The sequence below is a fragment of the Planococcus massiliensis genome (assembly GCF_000821325.1).
GTDB classification, from domain to species: domain Bacteria; phylum Bacillota; class Bacilli; order Bacillales_A; family Planococcaceae; genus Planococcus; species Planococcus ruber.
On the sequence record NZ_CCXS01000001.1, the window covers coordinates 26,789 to 42,469 of the forward strand.

Here is a 15,681-nt window from a genome sequence, read left to right on the forward strand (position 1 = left end):
CTGTCGCGAGACAGCCCCTTTTCTTTTTTTGATTAAGCTTCTTTTTCGCCGTCTTCAGCGTCGCCATTGATGACTTCTGGCTCGCCAGCTGCATCTTCAGCAGGCGCTTCCAGTTCATCCAACTCTTCTTGAGTGCGAGGCGCTGCAATGGATACTAAAATGAAGTCGTCTTCGTCTAAAATGTCATACGAAACGTTTCCGCGGATATCGCCGACTGTCACCGTATCGCCAATCGCCAGATTCGAAATATCCACTTCGATTGCATCCGGGATGTCTGAAGGCTTCACTTTGATTGTCACTTCGCGGTTCGGCTGGTTGACAATGCCGCCTTCTTTTTCCCCTGGAGATTCGCCGACTGTATGCACAGGTGCTGAAACTTCAAGCTCATCAGACATGTTAATCGCTAAGAAATCGACATGCTCAAAGTTTCCTTTTAACGCATCTCTTTGGAAATCGTTCAATACTACATTTATGGATTTTCCATCAATCTCTAAATTGATGACGCCATTGCGTCCAGATTCACGCAATGTTTTAATCAAATCGATTTCCGATACCACTAAAGGCGTCGTCTCTGTCTGGAAGCCGTAAACAACTCCAGGAACATCGCCTTTTCCTCTTAGTTCGGTTAATGACGAGTGCGGTGTGCCGCTCTCTCTTTTTTGTGCTGTAATTTTTGTACTCATATACCTCATCCTCCAGTTTAATTATGCATAGTGAGTAAATACCCCTATCTTGCAAAAACCAAACCTTTCAACGGCATGAGCTGCACTTTGTCATTAATCAAACAGCGTGCTGACAGATTTTTGTTCGTGGACGCGGACAATGGTTTCAGCCAATAATTTCGCAACAGAAAGCTGCTTGATTTTTGGCGATTTCTTTTCTTCCGGCAACGCAATTGAGTTCGTAATGATCAATTCTTTGATCACGGAATCGTTGATGCGGCCGACAGCTGGCCCTGATAGGACAGGATGCGTACAGCATGCATAGACTTCTTTCGCTCCGCTTTCAATCAATGCGCTCGCCGCAATCGAAATCGTTCCGGCTGTGTCGATGATGTCATCGATGATGATAGCCGTTTTGCCTTCAACATTCCCGATGATGTTCATCACTTCCGCAACGTTCGGACGCGGACGGCGTTTGTCGATGATGGCGATCGGCGCTTTCAGGCGATCTGCCATTTTGCGCGCACGTGTTACACCGCCGTGGTCAGGAGAAACAACGATGACGTTTTCCAAATCGATGCCGCTTTCTTTTAAGAAGTAATCTGAAATAAGAGGCACAGCGACCAAATGGTCAATCAGGATATCAAAGAATCCTTGGATTTGAGGAGCATGCAAATCGAGTGCAATAACGCGCGTCGCTCCCGCAGTCTCTAGTAGGTTCGCTACCAGTTTAGCCGTAATCGGTTCGCGTGAACGAGCTTTGCGGTCTTGGCGCGCATAGCCGTAATAAGGCATTACAACGTTTACTGTACGAGCCGAAGCACGTTTAACAGCATCGATCATAATTAAGAGTTCCATTAGGTTTTCGTTGACCGGCTGTGAAGTCGATTGAACGATGAAGACATCATAGCCGCGGATGCTTTCTTCGATATTGATCTGGATTTCACCGTCGCTGAAATGGGTAACTGAACTTTTTCCTAATGGCAACCCTACGTGCTGTGCAATTTCCTCTGCTAATCCTTGGTTGGAATTCAATGAAAAGATTTTCATTTTAGTGGTCGCTGCATCAATTTGATAACTCATTACGTGTGTAGCCTCCTATTTTTTCAGGTTTAATTTACTGACATAGCCTTCTTTGTTTTCTTGCCGAGCGCGTGCGATCGCTAACGAATCTGCTGGAACGTCTTTAGAAATCGTCGAGCCCGCTGCAATAAACGAGCCTTTGCCGACTGTTACCGGTGCAACCAAGTTTGAGTTGCAGCCAATAAACGAATCGTCTTCAATCGTCGTTAAATGCTTATTTTTACCGTCGTAATTGACTGTGATGCTGCCGCAGCCGATATTAACGTTTGTTCCTACACTGGCATCTCCAATATAGCTCAGATGGGAGACTTTGCTGCCGTTTCCGACAGTGGATTTTTTCACTTCGACAAAATTGCCGATCTTCACTTCATTGCCCAGTTCGGTTTCCGGACGCAAATGTGCGAATGGCCCAACTGCGGTGTCTTCTCCGACTTTGCTGTCGTAGACATGCGAAGAACGGATTTCTGTTCGGCTGCCAATCGTGCTGTTGCTGATATGGGTGTTTGACGTGATCACGCAATCTTCGCCAATCACTGAATTCCCTTCAATCGTGACATTCGGCTGAATGATCGTATCCGCTCCGATAACCGCTTCTGCACTGATATAGGCGGTCGCCGGATCGATGATGGTCACGCCTGCACGCATATGTTTTTCAGCGATGCGGCTGCGCATGATGCCTTCCGCTTGGCTTAAAGCGACACGGTCGTTGACGCCCAATGTTTCTTCAAAGCTGTCCGTCGCATATGCTGCCACCACTTCACCTTGTTTTTGAAGGATTTCAATCACATCCGGCAAATAATATTCGCCTTGCGCATTGTTATTGGAAACGTGTTTCAATGCTTCAAAAAGGGCTTCATTATCGAAGCAATAGGTACCGGTATTGATTTCTTTTACGCTCTGCTCTTCTGCGGAAGCGTCTTTTTGCTCAACGATTTTTGAAACGCCTCCCGTTTCATCGCGAAGAATTCGGCCATAGCCGGTTGGGTTCTCAGCAATCGCTGTTAAAATGGTTGCTTTGGCAGTTGTTTCTGCGTGATGGCTAAGCAAAGCTTCCATCGTTTCCGGACGGATCAACGGTGTATCACCGCAGACGACTAAAGTCGTGCCAGGCAGCCCTTCGATCATGGAAGCTGCCTGCTGGACAGCGTGCGCTGTTCCAAGCTGTTCTTCCTGCAGCGCATACTCGCTTTTTCCCCCGAGCTGCTGCTGCACTTTTTCAGCGCCGTGGCCGACGATCGTAACAATTTTTTCAACACCCAATTGTTGTACATTGTTGGCAACATGCTCGACCATCGGCATGCCGCAAACAGGGTGAAGCACTTTATAAAGCTTTGACTTCATGCGTGTTCCTTGCCCAGCAGCTAAAATGACTGCATATGTATTTGTCATATAGTCGATCCTCCGTCTGTATGTATTTCGTATCTATTTGTCCATATTCCCGGTTCTGCCCCAACCATAACTAAATCTCCAAAAAAAAACGCCGATTCGACGATTTGGATCTTGCGTATGGAAAACAGAACAGGTCACGAGGCGATTGTTGAGTAAAAAAGTGCGAATCCGGATACTCTTATTGCATGACAAGTTCCCGCACTATCCTTAACTATATCTGAAAAACCTTGATTTTTCAAGGTTTCGGAGGATGACAATCCGATGACATTATTTCAGAAAAATAAAAAAGAGCCTTTCAATGGGCGAAGGCTCAAGAGATGGCTCAATTAAACACCGGCTTCTTCAAAAACCGGATCATTTTCACTTTGCTGGTAAGCAGTCAATACCGCTGTCTGTAGTTTGTTGCGTGTGCTGGAGTTGATCGGATGGGCGATGTCTCTAAACTCCCCATCTGGTGTCCGTTTGCTTGGCATCGCTACAAATAATCCTTCATTGCCGTCGATCACCCGGATATCGTGTACAACAAATTCGTTGTCCAATGTGATGGAAGCGATTGCCCGCATCCGGCCATCCGTCTGCACCCGCCGAAGCCTTACATCAGTTACTTCCATTGTTTCACCACCTCTCTTCTAAGTTGCAAAAAATAATGCTCTTAAGGTAATTCGATGCAAAGGACTAAACTCCTTCATAAATTACAAAATTTATTAGAAAATTTAATTAATGAACAGAAAAGCGGAAAGAGCCGCTTAGCTTCGGCAGTCGTAAAGCAGACCGCGAGGAGGCTGTTGCCGCCGCAGTGGGCTCGTTTACGACCGAGAAGCTGGCTCTTGCAGCTGGACAATAACGAAAAGCGGAAACAGCCGGGTAAGTTCTTTTTAAAAAACAAAGAAAAAACCACCCTGAAGGATGGTTTATTCAGCAAGTGCTGCGATAACTTCAATTTCAACTTTTGCATCTTTCGGCAAACGCGCCACTTCTACAGTCGAGCGCGCAGGTTTGTGATCGCCGAAATACGACGCATACACTTCGTTCAATGCGGCAAAATCATTCATGTCTTTAATGAAGACCGTGGTTTTGACCACGCCTTCAAGAGAAGAGCCGGCTTCTGCCAAGACCGCTTTTAAGTTGGCGAATACTTGGTGGGCTTGTTCGACAATCGACCCTTCCACCATTTCTCCTGACGGCGTCAATGGAATCTGGCCGGAACTGTAAAACAGATTGCCTGCAATCACACCTTGCGAGTATGGGCCAATTGCTGCGGCGGCTTGATCGGTTGCTACAAATTTCATATTAAACGCCTCCATTTGTAAAATAGTTTCCTTCTTCAAGCGCAATTTTGCGTTCTTTCTCACTGACTTCACGCAACTTAACCAGCGACAAGTATTTTTCTACGAGCTGTTCATCTGAATGCTCGGCTTCAACCAATACAGCGACTCCGGCGAGCGTGCATTCGAATTCTTCCAATAAATTCTTCATGCCGTTCATCGTGCCTCCGACTTTCATGAAATCGTCGGTGATGAGTACGCGTTGGCCGCTCTTCATGCTGCGCTTCGACAACACCATCGTCTGGATGCGGCGCGACGAACCCGACACGTAATTGATGCTGACGGTAGATCCTTCTGTTACCTTGCTGTCGCGTCTGACAATGACCACCGGCACGTTCAAATGGCGGGCGATGGCATGGGCAATCGGGATGCCCTTTGTCGCCACGGTCATAATGACATCAATCTTTTCATCCGCAAAAGCGGTGGCAAAGACTTTGCCGACCCGGTTCATGATGCTTGGGTTGCCCAAGACATCCGTCATATAAAGATAGCCGCCGGGCAATAGCCGGTCCGAATGGCTAAGTTCTTCGATCAATTCATCCATAATCGCTTTGATTTCCGGCTTTTGCAGTTTCGGGACGTACTTTACGCCGCCTGCTGCTCCCGGAACGGTCATTAAAAGCCCAATTCCTTTTTCTTCAAAGGTCTCTTTAACAATCCCCAAATCTTCGCTAATCGAAGACTTAGCGGATTCGTAAAGATCCGAAAAATATGTAAGAGGAATCAACTTATGTGGATGTTCCAAAAGATAATGCGTCATATCAACTAAACGTTCACTGCGCTTCCACTTCATACTACCCTCTCCTAAACACGAATGTTTTATAGAAAATTTACCATAAATATACGTATTTAAGCAAGGGGATCCCGTTCACCGATCAAACGGACGGCATAGACTTCTGCGCAAAATCCTCTTAAACCATTATAAATACGGGGAATCCGGGCTTCCTGGTGGACCAAGCCAAATACAGTCGGGCCGCTTCCGCTCATTAAAACAGCATCTGCCCCAAACTTCTTCATTTGTTCTTTGATCTGTGCCACTTCCGGATACAAATTCAACGTCACACTTTCCAGCGCATTGCCAAGATTGTCGCACATAGCCTGATAATCGCCGGTTTCCAACGCCCGGATCATCTCCTGGGTATTCGGATGCTCCGCTTTCGCAAAATCGAAAGCGCCGTAAACGTCTGCAGTCGAAACGCCGATTGTCGGCTTCGCAAGAATCACCCAGCAATTCGGCGGTGTCGGCAGTTCCTGGATGATTTCTCCCCGCCCTTTAGCTAGCGCTGTGCCGCCGTAGACGCAAAACGATACATCTGAACCGATCTGCGCTCCAAGCTCTGCGAGTTCGTCCAACGACAAGTTTAATTGCCATAACTGATTTAAACCTTTTAGGGTGGCAGCTGCGTCACTGCTTCCTCCGGCAAGCCCGGCCGCTACCGGAATCTGTTTATCCAATGAGATAATGACACCCGACTTGATGTGGAACTTCTCTTTCAGCAGCTGTGCGGCTTGATAGGCCAAGTTGCGCGAATCGTTCGGGACAAAGCGGTCAGCGGATTCAATATGGATTCCGCTTTCTGTCGCCTTCAAGCCGATGCGGTCAGCTAGATCGACAGTCGTCATGATCATTTCGATTTCATGGTAATTGTCCGGCCTTTTATGTAAAACATCCAACGTCAAATTGATTTTGGCAGGCGCCTTTACGTAGAGCATTCCACTGCCTCCTTTACTATACTGATGAAGACTATTTTAACACAAGCGGCCCGAATAGGAAGAATTAAGAAAATCAGAAATCAGCTCTCCTTGTAAAAACAAAAAAATCCACGATCTCGTTGAAATCAACAAGTGTGGATTTTACAAAATATAAATATGAATTCATTATCTAACAACAAGTTCTTCTTCTGTTCCTTCATAAACAGTAATTTCTACTGCCTCTGTCAGGATGTCTGCGTAGCTGTAAGACACACGTTCAAATGCATGCTCATCTTGATCAAGCTCAATTACGAACACGGAGTGATACGTTTCCCGCAAAATTCCGGCACGTTCCACCGTTTTCTTGCGTCCTCCGTTTGCCTTCAAAATCAATCGTTTCCCTAAATGCAGATCTAACGATTTTTTAATATCCGCCAAAGTTTTGGGCATCTTGTCTACACCTCACTATAAATAAATTATAGCAAAATACGACTATTTTGTCAAGCAAATTTAATATTTTATCAGCGTTGCATAGTTACTGTCAATATTTTTTTATTCGAAATATCTTTTTTAAAGGGTTCATGTGCCAATATTGTAACAAGCAATCAAATTACTTGAAATAGGCATAAAGCTTGTCAGAAAGCAGACCGAATTCTTTGATTGTCAAGGTTTCTCCTCGGCGCGATGGCTCGATTCCCGCTTCTTCCAATGCTTTCAAAATAAATTCTTTCTTTTCTTTGCCAAGCGGCATCGCCGATTGAAGGTTGTTTAAAATGGTTTTTCTCCGTTGGACGAAAGAACCTCTTGTCACAGTAAAGAAAAAGTCTTCATCGATGACTTTGACTTGCGGTTCCGGACGCTTGATCATCCGAATAACGGCGGAATCCACATTCGGCTGCGGCATGAAGACCGTTTTCGGCACCGTTAAAGCCATTTCCGCTTCTGTGTAGTATTGGATCGCGATCGACAAAGATCCATAAGCTTTGCTTCCGGGTTTTGCAGTGATGCGCTCTGCCACTTCTTTTTGCAGCATAACAACCAGTCCGCGGATCGGCAATTTTTCAAGCAATAGTTTCATAATGATCGGCGTCGTGACATAGTAAGGCAAGTTGGCGACAACCATGATGTCTTCATAGCCAGCCAATTCTTTTTCAATTTCTGCAAGGACATCTGCTTTCAACACATCGGAATGGACGATGGCCACATTGTCATAAGGCGACAACGTATCTTCAAGGACTGGCAAAAGCCGCTGGTCGATTTCAAATGCCAGCACTTTCCCCGCGTCTCTTGCCAAATGCTCGGTTAAGGCCCCGATGCCTGGCCCGATTTCAATGGCCGCTGATTCTTTCGTCAAATTTGCCTGTCCCACAATTTTCCGCAGAATATTCGGGTCGATCAAAAAGTTCTGGCCCAAGCTCTTCTTTACTTTCAAGCCGTATTTGGCCATGATTTCCTGGGTTCGAATGGGGGTTGCAATATCTTTAGTCATTAAAGTTCCTCCTGATTTACCGCTTGTACCGCTTCGATAAATTGCGCTTTTGTAATCCCGAACATATGAAGCCGCTTTTGAAGCTGTTTTCCATTCGTATAGCCAATCTGCAAAAGCTCGCCTATTCGTGTTCGGCGTATCTTAGCTTGAGGATGTGCAACAAGTGCGGCATCGATCAAGTCTTCCATTGTAATCTCAATCGCACTGTCTTTTTCCCGCGGCGTGTAAACGGCCGATAATGCTTCTCGAATGTCTTCATCACATGCATGTTCAATGCCAAGCCCTTTGCCGTTTTTCGCAATGGTCTTTTCTTTCGCCAAAAATGCATGCTTCACTTGCGGCACATGTTCTTCAATAATAGCACGGATTCGCTGCCCTGGATAATCCGGATCTGTAAACACAATGACGCCGCGCTTATCCTGGGCATGGCGAATGCGCTGCAGCGTCTCTTTTGAAATAGCTGAGCCATTCGTTTCGATGGTATCTGCATCCACTGCCCGCTTAATAGCCACGGTGTCGTCTTTGCCTTCTACTACAATGATTTCATTAATCTTCATTCGTCTTCCTCTTTCCTGCCTATCTTGTTCCATTTTACACGCAGCCGCCTGGATATGTAAAAGGCTTTCCCGGGTAGGGAAAGCCTTTAAAGAAAATCCTTCTATACTAATTAAGGACCTTAATTTTCACTTGCTTTCGTCCGAAAGCCAATGCATCGGACTGGCTTGGAACGAATAGGTCGATTTTATTCCCTTTAATCGCACCGCCTGTGTCGCCGGCGACCGCATAGCCATAGCCTTCAACCCAGACTTTTGAGCCTAACGGAATCACACTCGGATCCACCGCAATTACTTTTAAGCCAGGATTGGCTTTTAAATTGATGCCGGTAGCCGTAATGCCGGAGCATCCTGCACAGCTGGCCGTATAGGCAGTGGCAGATACATAAAACTCTTTGCCGCCTGATGGCGCTGCATTAGTTGCAGCAGCTGTTTTGACGACTGCTTGGTTGGAAGAAGCTTTCTTAGCAGGAGCTTTGGAATCTGCTCCACGTGAAACGCTTGCTACCATCACTTTTGTTCCAACAGCAACTACATGTTTCTTCGGTTCTTTTACCGTTTTTTCTTTTTTCAACACGCGTTTTACTTCTTTGCCGTTTTCTTTTACAACTTCGTACGTTTTCGCAACGACGCCGTTTTCACCTTTTTGAACAAGTTTCTTTTTCCCTTTTAGAAGCGAATCGTCTTTCTTCGTTTCTTCAGCGAATTTTACAGAATCCTCAACTACATCGGTGACCTTTTCGACGCGAACTACTTTTACTTTCGAATTTGGAACGACCATTTCGTCCATTCCATTTTCAACCCGGTCAAGTTCGCCTAAAGAAATCTTGTGCTGTTTTAAAAAGTCAGCGACCGTAGTCGAAGTGGACCATACTTTTTTCTCTTCCAAACCATCAAGGATTGTCACCTCGTATGCTTTTTCTACAGAAATCGCTGTATCCGCATCTACTTCTTCTTCTAATGCAGGTGATACTTTATCGTGCTCCGTTACTTCAATGTCCGCTTTTGCTAAAATCGCTTCCACTGTGTTATCGGTTGTCCAAGCAGTTTGCTTGTTGCCGTCTACTTCGACTTTATATTCTTTTGCCTGTTCCCACTCGATGGCTACATCCTCTTCGATGGCTGCATCTTTGGGTTGGCTTAAATAATCATGTTCACTGACTTGGATTTCTTGTTCTTCAAGAAATGCTCCTACGGAGTCCGCATGCGTCTTCACTTCTGTCGTTTTTCCATTCGCTGTCATGGTTACCGTGTTTTTCGTTCCTTCATAAATAGCAAACGTCAAAACAGCAGCAAAAAGTAATACAGTAGCGATCGCCACAACTAAAGATTTTCCTTTAAACGCATTTACGGACTTACTATTATTTGCTTTTTCTGTCAAAAATAACTCCTCCTCATTCACTTGAGTGATTATATAGTCTCGAATTCAACGTGTCAACATAAAGGCTTTTAGGGACGATCGCTACATTTTTCCCAAATAAGGGCTCAGCAAGAAAAAAATCATCCTGCTGAGTATTCGGGCTTCTTATTTCAAATTAAAGAAATGCTCTGCATTCTTGGTTGTTTTTTCAGCTACTTCTTCTACCGTCAGCCCTTTTAAACGGGCAATTTCTTCGGCCACAAGCGGCACATAAGAAGGTTCGTTTCGCTTGCCGCGGTAAGGATGCGGCGCAAGGTAAGGGGCATCCGTTTCAATCATCAAATGTTCGATCGGAATCAATTCAGCCACTTCTTTCGGCTTTTTGGCATTTTTGAAAGTTACAGGACCTCCTAACGAAATCATAAAATTCATGTCAATGCTTTCACGGGCCGTTTCGACGCTGCCGCTGAAGCAATGCATCACGCCGCCAATTTCTTCTGCCTTCTCTTCTTTCAAGATGCGCAAAACATCTTCTGTCGCTTCCCGGTTGTGGATAATAATTGGAAGCTTCACTTTCTTAGCCAATTGAATCTGCTTCCGGAAAATATCTTGTTGCACATCTTTTGGCGATTTGTCCCAATGGTAATCCAAACCGGTTTCGCCGATGCCGACCACTTTCGGGTGGGCTGCCAATTCTTCAATCCACTGTAAATCCTCAGGCGTACAATCGATCGCGTCGACCGGATGCCAGCCTACTACCGCGTATATAAACTCGTATGTTTCCGTTAACTCCATGGCCCGTTCAATTGTCGGGCGCTCAAAGCCGATGACAATCATTTTTGTAACATTGTTTTCTAATGCACGGTCAATGACCTCTTGCAAATCCTCATCGTATTGATCTGCGTTTAAATGTACGTGGGTATCAATAAACATATTCATTCTCCTCACATTAATCCTTATTTTAATGGTTTATCCTGTTTCTTTCTTCACACCAATATTACATTTGTATAACAAAACATGTTTTTTCGATATCAAAATGAGCTTTACCTGATAAATATGGACCAATTTAAGCCAAAATAAAAAATGGTCTGCATCAATAAACAGACCATTTTATTATTTTTTTGTTCTTCAAACATGCTTTCAGTTTACTTAATTTGGGCACCGTTTGGCAATTTTTGATCGACTTCCGCCAATGTTAAATAGCCGTTTTTCTCTCCGGCGAGAATCATGCCTTGCGACAATTCTCCACGAAGTTTAACCGGTTTTAAATTCGCCACAACAATCACTTTTTTGCCGACCAATTCATCGGGTTTGTAATGCTCAGCAATCCCGGATACGACTTGGCGCTGCTCATAGCCCATATCCAGCTGCAGCTTTAACAGTTTCGATGTTTTCGGCACCGGCTCACACGCCGTAACGGTTCCGACACGCAAATCGACTTTCATAAAATCATCGATTGTGATCTCTGGAACATCCGGCACTTCCGGAGTTTCTTCTATTGTTTCTTCCGCTTCTGCAGGAGCCGTATCTCCGCGCATTTGGTCACGGATGTAAGCCACTTCCGGCTCTACTTCAAGACGCGGGAAAATCGGCGTTCCTTTGGCAACCACTTTGGTGCCTGCAGGGATGTTGCCGAAGCTGTCCAACGTTTCCCATGCCAACGCTTCTTCTGTCAGACCTAATTGCTCGATGATTTGTTTAGGAGCATTTGGCAAGAACGGCTGCAGCATTACCGCTGTCATGCGCAAGCTTTCTGCCAGATGCGCCATGGCAGAAGCCAATTGGCCTTTTAGCGCTTCGTCTTTGGCCAGGACCCATGGCTGCGTTTCATCGATGTATTTATTCGTACGGGAAATCAACGCCCAAACTTCGCTTAAGACCATGCTGAACTGCATTTTTTCCATATGCTGTTCATACGTTTCAACCGTCTGTTTCGCCACTTCCTGCAAAACGCCGTCAAATTCTGTTACTTGTCCTTGAATTTGCGGAATTTCCCCGTTGAAGTATTTATTGATCATCGAAACTGTGCGGTTTAAGAGATTCCCTAAGTCATTCGCTAGGTCATAGTTGGTGCGTTCCACGAATGATTCCGGTGAAAAGACGCCGTCCGAGCCGAATGGCAGCTCACGCAAAAGGAAATAGCGAGTAGCATCCAAGCCGTAGCGTTCAACAAGCATTTCCGGATAAACGACATTGCCTTTTGATTTCGACATTTTGCCGTCTTTCATCATGATAAAGCCGTGTGCAAAGATTTTCTTCGGCAACGGCAAATCGAGTGCCATCAAGAAAATCGGCCAATAGATTGTGTGGAAGCGGACAATGTCTTTTCCGACCACATGCACATCTGCCGGCCAGTATTTATTGAATGCCGAATCGTCTTCGGATCCATAGCCAAGAGACGTAATGTAGTTGGATAACGCATCCACCCAAACATAGATTACGTGTTTTGGATCTCCAGGCACTGGAATGCCCCAGTCAAAGGAAGTACGGGAAACCGAAAGATCCTCCAGGCCGGGCTTGATGAAGTTGTTGATCATCTCATTTTTCCGTGATTCCGGTTCAATGAATTCCAAATGATTTTCATAGTAATCCAATAAGCGGTCGGCGTATTTCTTCATATTAAAGAAGTACGACTCTTCTTTTACTTTATGGACTGGACGTCCGCAATCCGGACATTTGCCGTCTACTAGTTGCGCTTCGGTATAGAACGATTCACACGGCGTGCAGTACCAGCCTTCGTATTCCCCTTTATAAATATCGCCATTGTCGAGGAACGTCTGGAAAATCTTTTCGACGCCTTTTTTATGGCGGTCTTCCGTCGTACGAATGAAATCATCGTACGTGATGTCCATGATCGACCAGACGTTTTTGGCTGCTGCTGCCATGTTGTCGACGTATTCTTGCGGCGCTAGTCCTGCTTCTTGCGCTTTCTCTTCAATTTTTTGGCCATGCTCATCCATTCCCGTCAAAAACCGGACGTCAAAACCGCGCAAGCGTTTGTAACGGACCATTGCATCGGACGCTACGGTCGTATAAGCCGTGCCGATATGGAATTTTCCGCTTGGATAATAAATAGGTGTGGTGAGGTAAAATGTTTTGTTTTTAGCAGTCACGAAAAATTCCTCCAGTTTCTTTGTATAGTTCTTATTTTAACGAAGTCGACAATTTTGTACAATCTTTCAATTCCTTCACCCTTTTTCGACAAAATAAATACAAATTATTCCATGAAAAAAGGCAAATTTGACCTCTAAAAAAGAATTTTTAAAAATAGAATAAAAAAATGAAAAAATATATCAAATTCACGTCACAAATTAACGAATTTTATTATGATTTCGATAGTTTTTTATTGACCAAATTGCCAGTAGTTGGTATGATTTATGACAGGAAGTGGTAAATGTCGAATTTTGACGAAAACGTCCGACAAAATTGAGGGGAGACTATTATTATGAAATCGACAGGAATTGTACGTAAAGTTGATGAATTAGGCCGCGTTGTTATTCCAATTGAATTGCGCCGCACATTAGGAATTGCTGAGAAAGACGCTTTGGAAATTTACGTAGACGACGACAAAATTATCTTGAAAAAATACTTACCAAATATGACTTGCGCTGTTACCGGAGAAGTTTCCGATGAAAACATGCAACTTGTTGGCGGTAAGCTGATTTTGAGCAAAGAAGGCGCTGAAATGCTCGTAAATGAGATTCAGAGCAACCTCAAAAAATAAATCATTTAGAAAAAACCGAAACGCATCTGGCGTTTCGGTTTTTTGCTTTTGGCGCTGTTTTTATCAGACATGATACGCTTGGTACACATCGCGTTTCGACATTTTTCGCTCGACCGCGACTTCTTTAATGGCTTCTTTTGACGAAAGTTCTTTCTTCTTCATCAATTCTTCGACATGCGCGGAAATCGACAGGGATTCCCACCATTGTTCTTGAATTTCTACGTCCGGCGAATCGTTTCCTTCTATTATAATGCAAAACTCGCCGCGGATTGTATTCTCTTCCGCCCATAGGGCAGCTTCCCCTACCGTACCGCGCAGAAACTCTTCAAACTTTTTGGTCACTTCGCGTGCCATGACGATCTTCCGGTCCTCCCCAAAAGCTTTTTGCACCGATTTTAAGCTTTCCTTCAAACGATGCGGCGCTTCATAAAAAATGAGCGTCTCTTGTTTTTGGCAGAGCACTTCAAGTTCAATCTGCCGCTCTTTTTTATTGCGGGATAGGAAACCATAAAAAAGAAATGGCTGCGGCGAAATGCCGGAAGCAATCAACGCACTGAGCGCGGCATTGGCTCCCGGTACCGGCACGACCGGAAAGTCTTCTGCCACTGCTCGGCGAACGACGTCTTCCCCTGGATCAGAAATGCAAGGCATGCCGGCATCGCTGACTAACGCAACCGATTTGCCTTCCTGCAAATACGACAAAATTTTAAAGCCTCCGCTCTCCTGGTTATGTTCATGGTAGCTGACAAGCTTCGTCTGGATGTCAAAATAATTGCACAGCTGTTTCGTGTTGCGCGTATCTTCTGCCGCAATGATGTCCACTTCTTTTAAAATACGGATCGCCCGCACTGTCATGTCTTCCAAATTGCCGATGGGCGTGGCAACGAGATAAAGCGTGGCTTTGTTTTCCAAAAAACTTTTTTGGGATTTCATTGGCCCTCCCCTTTCTTTTCGGCAATATACCGGATTTTCTTCGGCTTCGCCAATTGCTTAAACGCATATTCCGCTTTCATGGCCGCCGGTTTTGTGTCAAACCGTTCATAGTGAATCATTTTCACCGGCCCTTTTGCCCGGGTGTACTTTGCGCCTTTTCCCGCATTATGGGCTGACAAACGCTTTTCCAAATCGTTCGTGTAGCCGGCATAATAGGAACCGTCTGCACATTCCAACACATAGAAGTAATGATCAGTTGTCTCCATAAAGCAGCGCTCTCACTTCTTCTGTATATTCGCCTTTGGAGTTGTAGACAATCAGCGGCGGCAGAATTTTCAAATCGGGTTTGCCGTCTTTGATGCCTTCGATCAATAGCGTATTCGCTTCTTTTCCTTCTTTCGGGTACACGAGGCGAATGCGTTTCGGCTCTAACCGGTTCGCCCGCATGGCAGAAATGATGTCGATCAGCCTTCCCGAACGATGGACGAACGCCGCTTTTCCGCCTTGCTTCAATAATTTGCTGGCCGCATTCACGGCTTCATCCAACGTTAAATGAAGTTCATGGCGGGCAATGGCCATATGTTCACTAATGTTTTTATCGCTCATTTCATGGGCTGGAAAATAAGGCGGATTGCAAGTGACCACATCGTATTTTTCGATTCCCAAGCGGGCAGGAATTTCTTTGACGTCGCCTTCGATGATTTCGATCTGTTCCGTCAGTTTATTATACGCGACGCTTCTGCGTGCCATATGGACAAGCCGCTCCTGCAGCTCCACGCCGACAATCGACGATTCCGTACGGGCGCTTAAAAACAAGGGAATCGCGCCATTTCCCGTACACAAATCGACGATTTTTCCGCGCTTTAACGGCACATAAGCAAACCGCGCTAAGAGCACCGCATCCAACGAAAACGAAAACACCGAAGGGCTCTGGATAATCCGTAAATCTTCTGCCAATAAATAATCGAGCCGTTCATCATCCATCAACATTTGTTTCCACTCCTCTAAAGAAAACGCAAATCTCGTTCCTCTATTTTCTTATTTAATAACAAAAGGCTGCCGCCACACGAAGTGTCGGAAGCCTTTCGGTTAAAATGGCATGTTAATTTTGTTTGTTTAAGAACGATAAACAAAACAGGCAATCGTCGCCTTTTCGGGAACTGCCGAAATGAACATTGCAGACATGATACCCTTCGTGGTAAAGGCGTGCTAAGTTGTCGTAGCCTTCCCCGATATCCATGACTGCTTTTTTCAATTTCACCGGATCCACTGCCGCTGTTTCAGGCACCGCTTTGTGAAGCTCATCCAGCCGTGCGCGCAGATGATGATTCTCCAGCTGCAGGGCATGATGCTCTTCCATTGTATGGGCCACTACTGCTTTCAACTCGCGAAATTGTTCTTGCATCGATTCGAGCTGCTGCTCAAAATCCATCACCGTGTCTAAAAAGTTCTTTTCTTTCACTTAAACCA

General features: G+C 45.2%; 18 protein-coding genes. 1 reads left to right on the forward strand and 17 read right to left on the reverse strand.

The genetic code is table 11. The features are described 5' to 3' along the window. Positions 1–32: 32 nt before the first annotated feature. From BN1080_RS00125 to metG, 13 genes are all read right to left on the reverse strand, one after another. Entirely contained in the window at positions 33–683 is a 651-nt protein-coding gene (locus BN1080_RS00125; RefSeq protein WP_052649512.1) for a 50S ribosomal protein L25/general stress protein Ctc, read from the reverse strand. A 93-nt stretch (positions 684–776) separates the two neighbouring features. Next, on the reverse strand, positions 777–1,745 hold the full coding sequence (locus tag BN1080_RS00130) for a ribose-phosphate diphosphokinase (protein ID WP_052649513.1): 969 nt from the start codon (positions 1,743–1,745) through the stop codon (positions 777–779). A gap of 15 nt (positions 1,746–1,760) precedes the next feature. After that, positions 1,761–3,134 (reverse strand): bifunctional UDP-N-acetylglucosamine diphosphorylase/glucosamine-1-phosphate N-acetyltransferase GlmU, encoded by a 1,374-nt coding sequence (glmU, locus tag BN1080_RS00135; RefSeq protein ID WP_052649514.1) that lies wholly within the window; start codon positions 3,132–3,134, stop codon positions 1,761–1,763. 326 nt (positions 3,135–3,460) lie between these two features. Continuing rightward, complete coding sequence (gene spoVG, locus BN1080_RS00140; RefSeq protein WP_052649515.1) at positions 3,461–3,745, reverse strand: septation regulator SpoVG; 285 nt, start codon at positions 3,743–3,745, stop codon at positions 3,461–3,463. Positions 3,746–4,045: 300 nt separating this feature from the next. Continuing rightward, complete coding sequence (locus BN1080_RS00145; RefSeq protein WP_052649516.1) at positions 4,046–4,423, reverse strand: RidA family protein; 378 nt, start codon at positions 4,421–4,423, stop codon at positions 4,046–4,048. Position 4,424: 1 nt separating this feature from the next. Further along, positions 4,425–5,252: a pur operon repressor gene (gene purR, locus BN1080_RS00150; protein WP_052649517.1), complete on the reverse strand. Its 828-nt coding sequence runs from the start codon at positions 5,250–5,252 to the stop codon at positions 4,425–4,427. A gap of 56 nt (positions 5,253–5,308) precedes the next feature. Further along, on the reverse strand, positions 5,309–6,172 hold the full coding sequence (gene ispE / locus BN1080_RS00155) for a 4-(cytidine 5'-diphospho)-2-C-methyl-D-erythritol kinase (RefSeq protein WP_052649518.1): 864 nt from the start codon (positions 6,170–6,172) through the stop codon (positions 5,309–5,311). A gap of 165 nt (positions 6,173–6,337) precedes the next feature. Next, positions 6,338–6,601 (reverse strand): biofilm formation stimulator Veg, encoded by a 264-nt coding sequence (gene veg, locus BN1080_RS00160; RefSeq protein WP_052649519.1) that lies wholly within the window; start codon positions 6,599–6,601, stop codon positions 6,338–6,340. A 160-nt stretch (positions 6,602–6,761) separates the two neighbouring features. Then, positions 6,762–7,640 (reverse strand): 16S rRNA (adenine(1518)-N(6)/adenine(1519)-N(6))-dimethyltransferase RsmA, encoded by an 879-nt coding sequence (gene rsmA / locus BN1080_RS00165; protein ID WP_052649520.1) that lies wholly within the window; start codon positions 7,638–7,640, stop codon positions 6,762–6,764. After that, complete coding sequence (gene rnmV / locus BN1080_RS00170; RefSeq protein WP_052649521.1) at positions 7,640–8,197, reverse strand: ribonuclease M5; 558 nt, start codon at positions 8,195–8,197, stop codon at positions 7,640–7,642. Before rnmV ends, rsmA begins: the two co-directional genes overlap by 1 nt. Positions 8,198–8,303: 106 nt before the next feature. Next, entirely contained in the window at positions 8,304–9,575 is a 1,272-nt protein-coding gene (locus BN1080_RS00175; RefSeq protein ID WP_052649522.1) for a G5 and 3D domain-containing protein, read from the reverse strand. A 144-nt stretch (positions 9,576–9,719) separates the two neighbouring features. Next, the gene (locus BN1080_RS00180) at positions 9,720–10,487 is read right to left on the reverse strand and encodes a TatD family hydrolase (protein ID WP_052649523.1); all 768 of its coding nucleotides are present in this window, start codon (positions 10,485–10,487) and stop codon (positions 9,720–9,722) included. 212 nt (positions 10,488–10,699) lie between these two features. Next, on the reverse strand, positions 10,700–12,667 hold the full coding sequence (metG, locus tag BN1080_RS00185; RefSeq protein WP_052649524.1) for a methionine--tRNA ligase: 1,968 nt from the start codon (positions 12,665–12,667) through the stop codon (positions 10,700–10,702). A 326-nt stretch (positions 12,668–12,993) separates the two neighbouring features. Between metG and BN1080_RS00190 the strand changes: the two genes are divergently transcribed. Further along, entirely contained in the window at positions 12,994–13,278 is a 285-nt protein-coding gene (locus tag BN1080_RS00190; protein WP_199876640.1) for an AbrB/MazE/SpoVT family DNA-binding domain-containing protein, read from the forward strand. A 63-nt stretch (positions 13,279–13,341) separates the two neighbouring features. Here BN1080_RS00190 and rsmI read toward each other — a convergent pair whose 3' ends face one another. From rsmI to yabA, 4 genes are all read right to left on the reverse strand, one after another. Further along, complete coding sequence (gene rsmI, locus BN1080_RS00195) at positions 13,342–14,211, reverse strand: 16S rRNA (cytidine(1402)-2'-O)-methyltransferase (RefSeq protein ID WP_052649526.1); 870 nt, start codon at positions 14,209–14,211, stop codon at positions 13,342–13,344. Beyond that, complete coding sequence (locus tag BN1080_RS00200) at positions 14,208–14,477, reverse strand: GIY-YIG nuclease family protein (protein ID WP_052649527.1); 270 nt, start codon at positions 14,475–14,477, stop codon at positions 14,208–14,210. Before BN1080_RS00200 ends, rsmI begins: the two co-directional genes overlap by 4 nt. After that, positions 14,464–15,201, reverse strand: coding sequence for a tRNA1(Val) (adenine(37)-N6)-methyltransferase (locus tag BN1080_RS00205; RefSeq protein ID WP_052649528.1), 738 nt, complete (start codon positions 15,199–15,201; stop codon positions 14,464–14,466). Before BN1080_RS00205 ends, BN1080_RS00200 begins: the two co-directional genes overlap by 14 nt. A gap of 112 nt (positions 15,202–15,313) precedes the next feature. After that, positions 15,314–15,673: a DNA replication initiation control protein YabA gene (gene yabA, locus BN1080_RS00210; RefSeq protein WP_052649529.1), complete on the reverse strand. Its 360-nt coding sequence runs from the start codon at positions 15,671–15,673 to the stop codon at positions 15,314–15,316. Positions 15,674–15,681: the final 8 nt, after the last annotated feature.

Excerpts from the sequence above, each read along its gene's own strand:
- BN1080_RS00125 (WP_052649512.1), bottom strand. The coding sequence starts at position 683 with ATGAGTACAAAAATTACAGCACAAAAAAGAGAGAGCGGCACACCGCAC.
- BN1080_RS00130 (WP_052649513.1), bottom strand. The coding sequence starts at position 1,745 with ATGAGTTATCAAATTGATGCAGCGACCACTAAAATGAAAATCTTTTCA.
- glmU (WP_052649514.1), bottom strand. The coding sequence starts at position 3,134 with ATGACAAATACATATGCAGTCATTTTAGCTGCTGGGCAAGGAACACGC.
- spoVG (WP_052649515.1), bottom strand. The coding sequence starts at position 3,745 with ATGGAAGTAACTGATGTAAGGCTTCGGCGGGTGCAGACGGATGGCCGG.
- BN1080_RS00145 (WP_052649516.1), bottom strand. The coding sequence starts at position 4,423 with ATGAAATTTGTAGCAACCGATCAAGCCGCCGCAGCAATTGGCCCATAC.
- purR (WP_052649517.1), bottom strand. The coding sequence starts at position 5,252 with ATGAAGTGGAAGCGCAGTGAACGTTTAGTTGATATGACGCATTATCTT.
- ispE (WP_052649518.1), bottom strand. The coding sequence starts at position 6,172 with ATGCTCTACGTAAAGGCGCCTGCCAAAATCAATTTGACGTTGGATGTT.
- veg (WP_052649519.1), bottom strand. The coding sequence starts at position 6,601 with ATGCCCAAAACTTTGGCGGATATTAAAAAATCGTTAGATCTGCATTTA.
- rsmA (WP_052649520.1), bottom strand. The coding sequence starts at position 7,640 with ATGACTAAAGATATTGCAACCCCCATTCGAACCCAGGAAATCATGGCC.
- rnmV (WP_052649521.1), bottom strand. The coding sequence starts at position 8,197 with ATGAAGATTAATGAAATCATTGTAGTAGAAGGCAAAGACGACACCGTG.
- BN1080_RS00180 (WP_052649523.1), bottom strand. The coding sequence starts at position 10,487 with ATGTTTATTGATACCCACGTACATTTAAACGCAGATCAATACGATGAG.
- rsmI (WP_052649526.1), bottom strand. The coding sequence starts at position 14,211 with ATGAAATCCCAAAAAAGTTTTTTGGAAAACAAAGCCACGCTTTATCTC.
- BN1080_RS00200 (WP_052649527.1), bottom strand. The coding sequence starts at position 14,477 with ATGGAGACAACTGATCATTACTTCTATGTGTTGGAATGTGCAGACGGT.
- BN1080_RS00205 (WP_052649528.1), bottom strand. The coding sequence starts at position 15,201 with ATGTTGATGGATGATGAACGGCTCGATTATTTATTGGCAGAAGATTTA.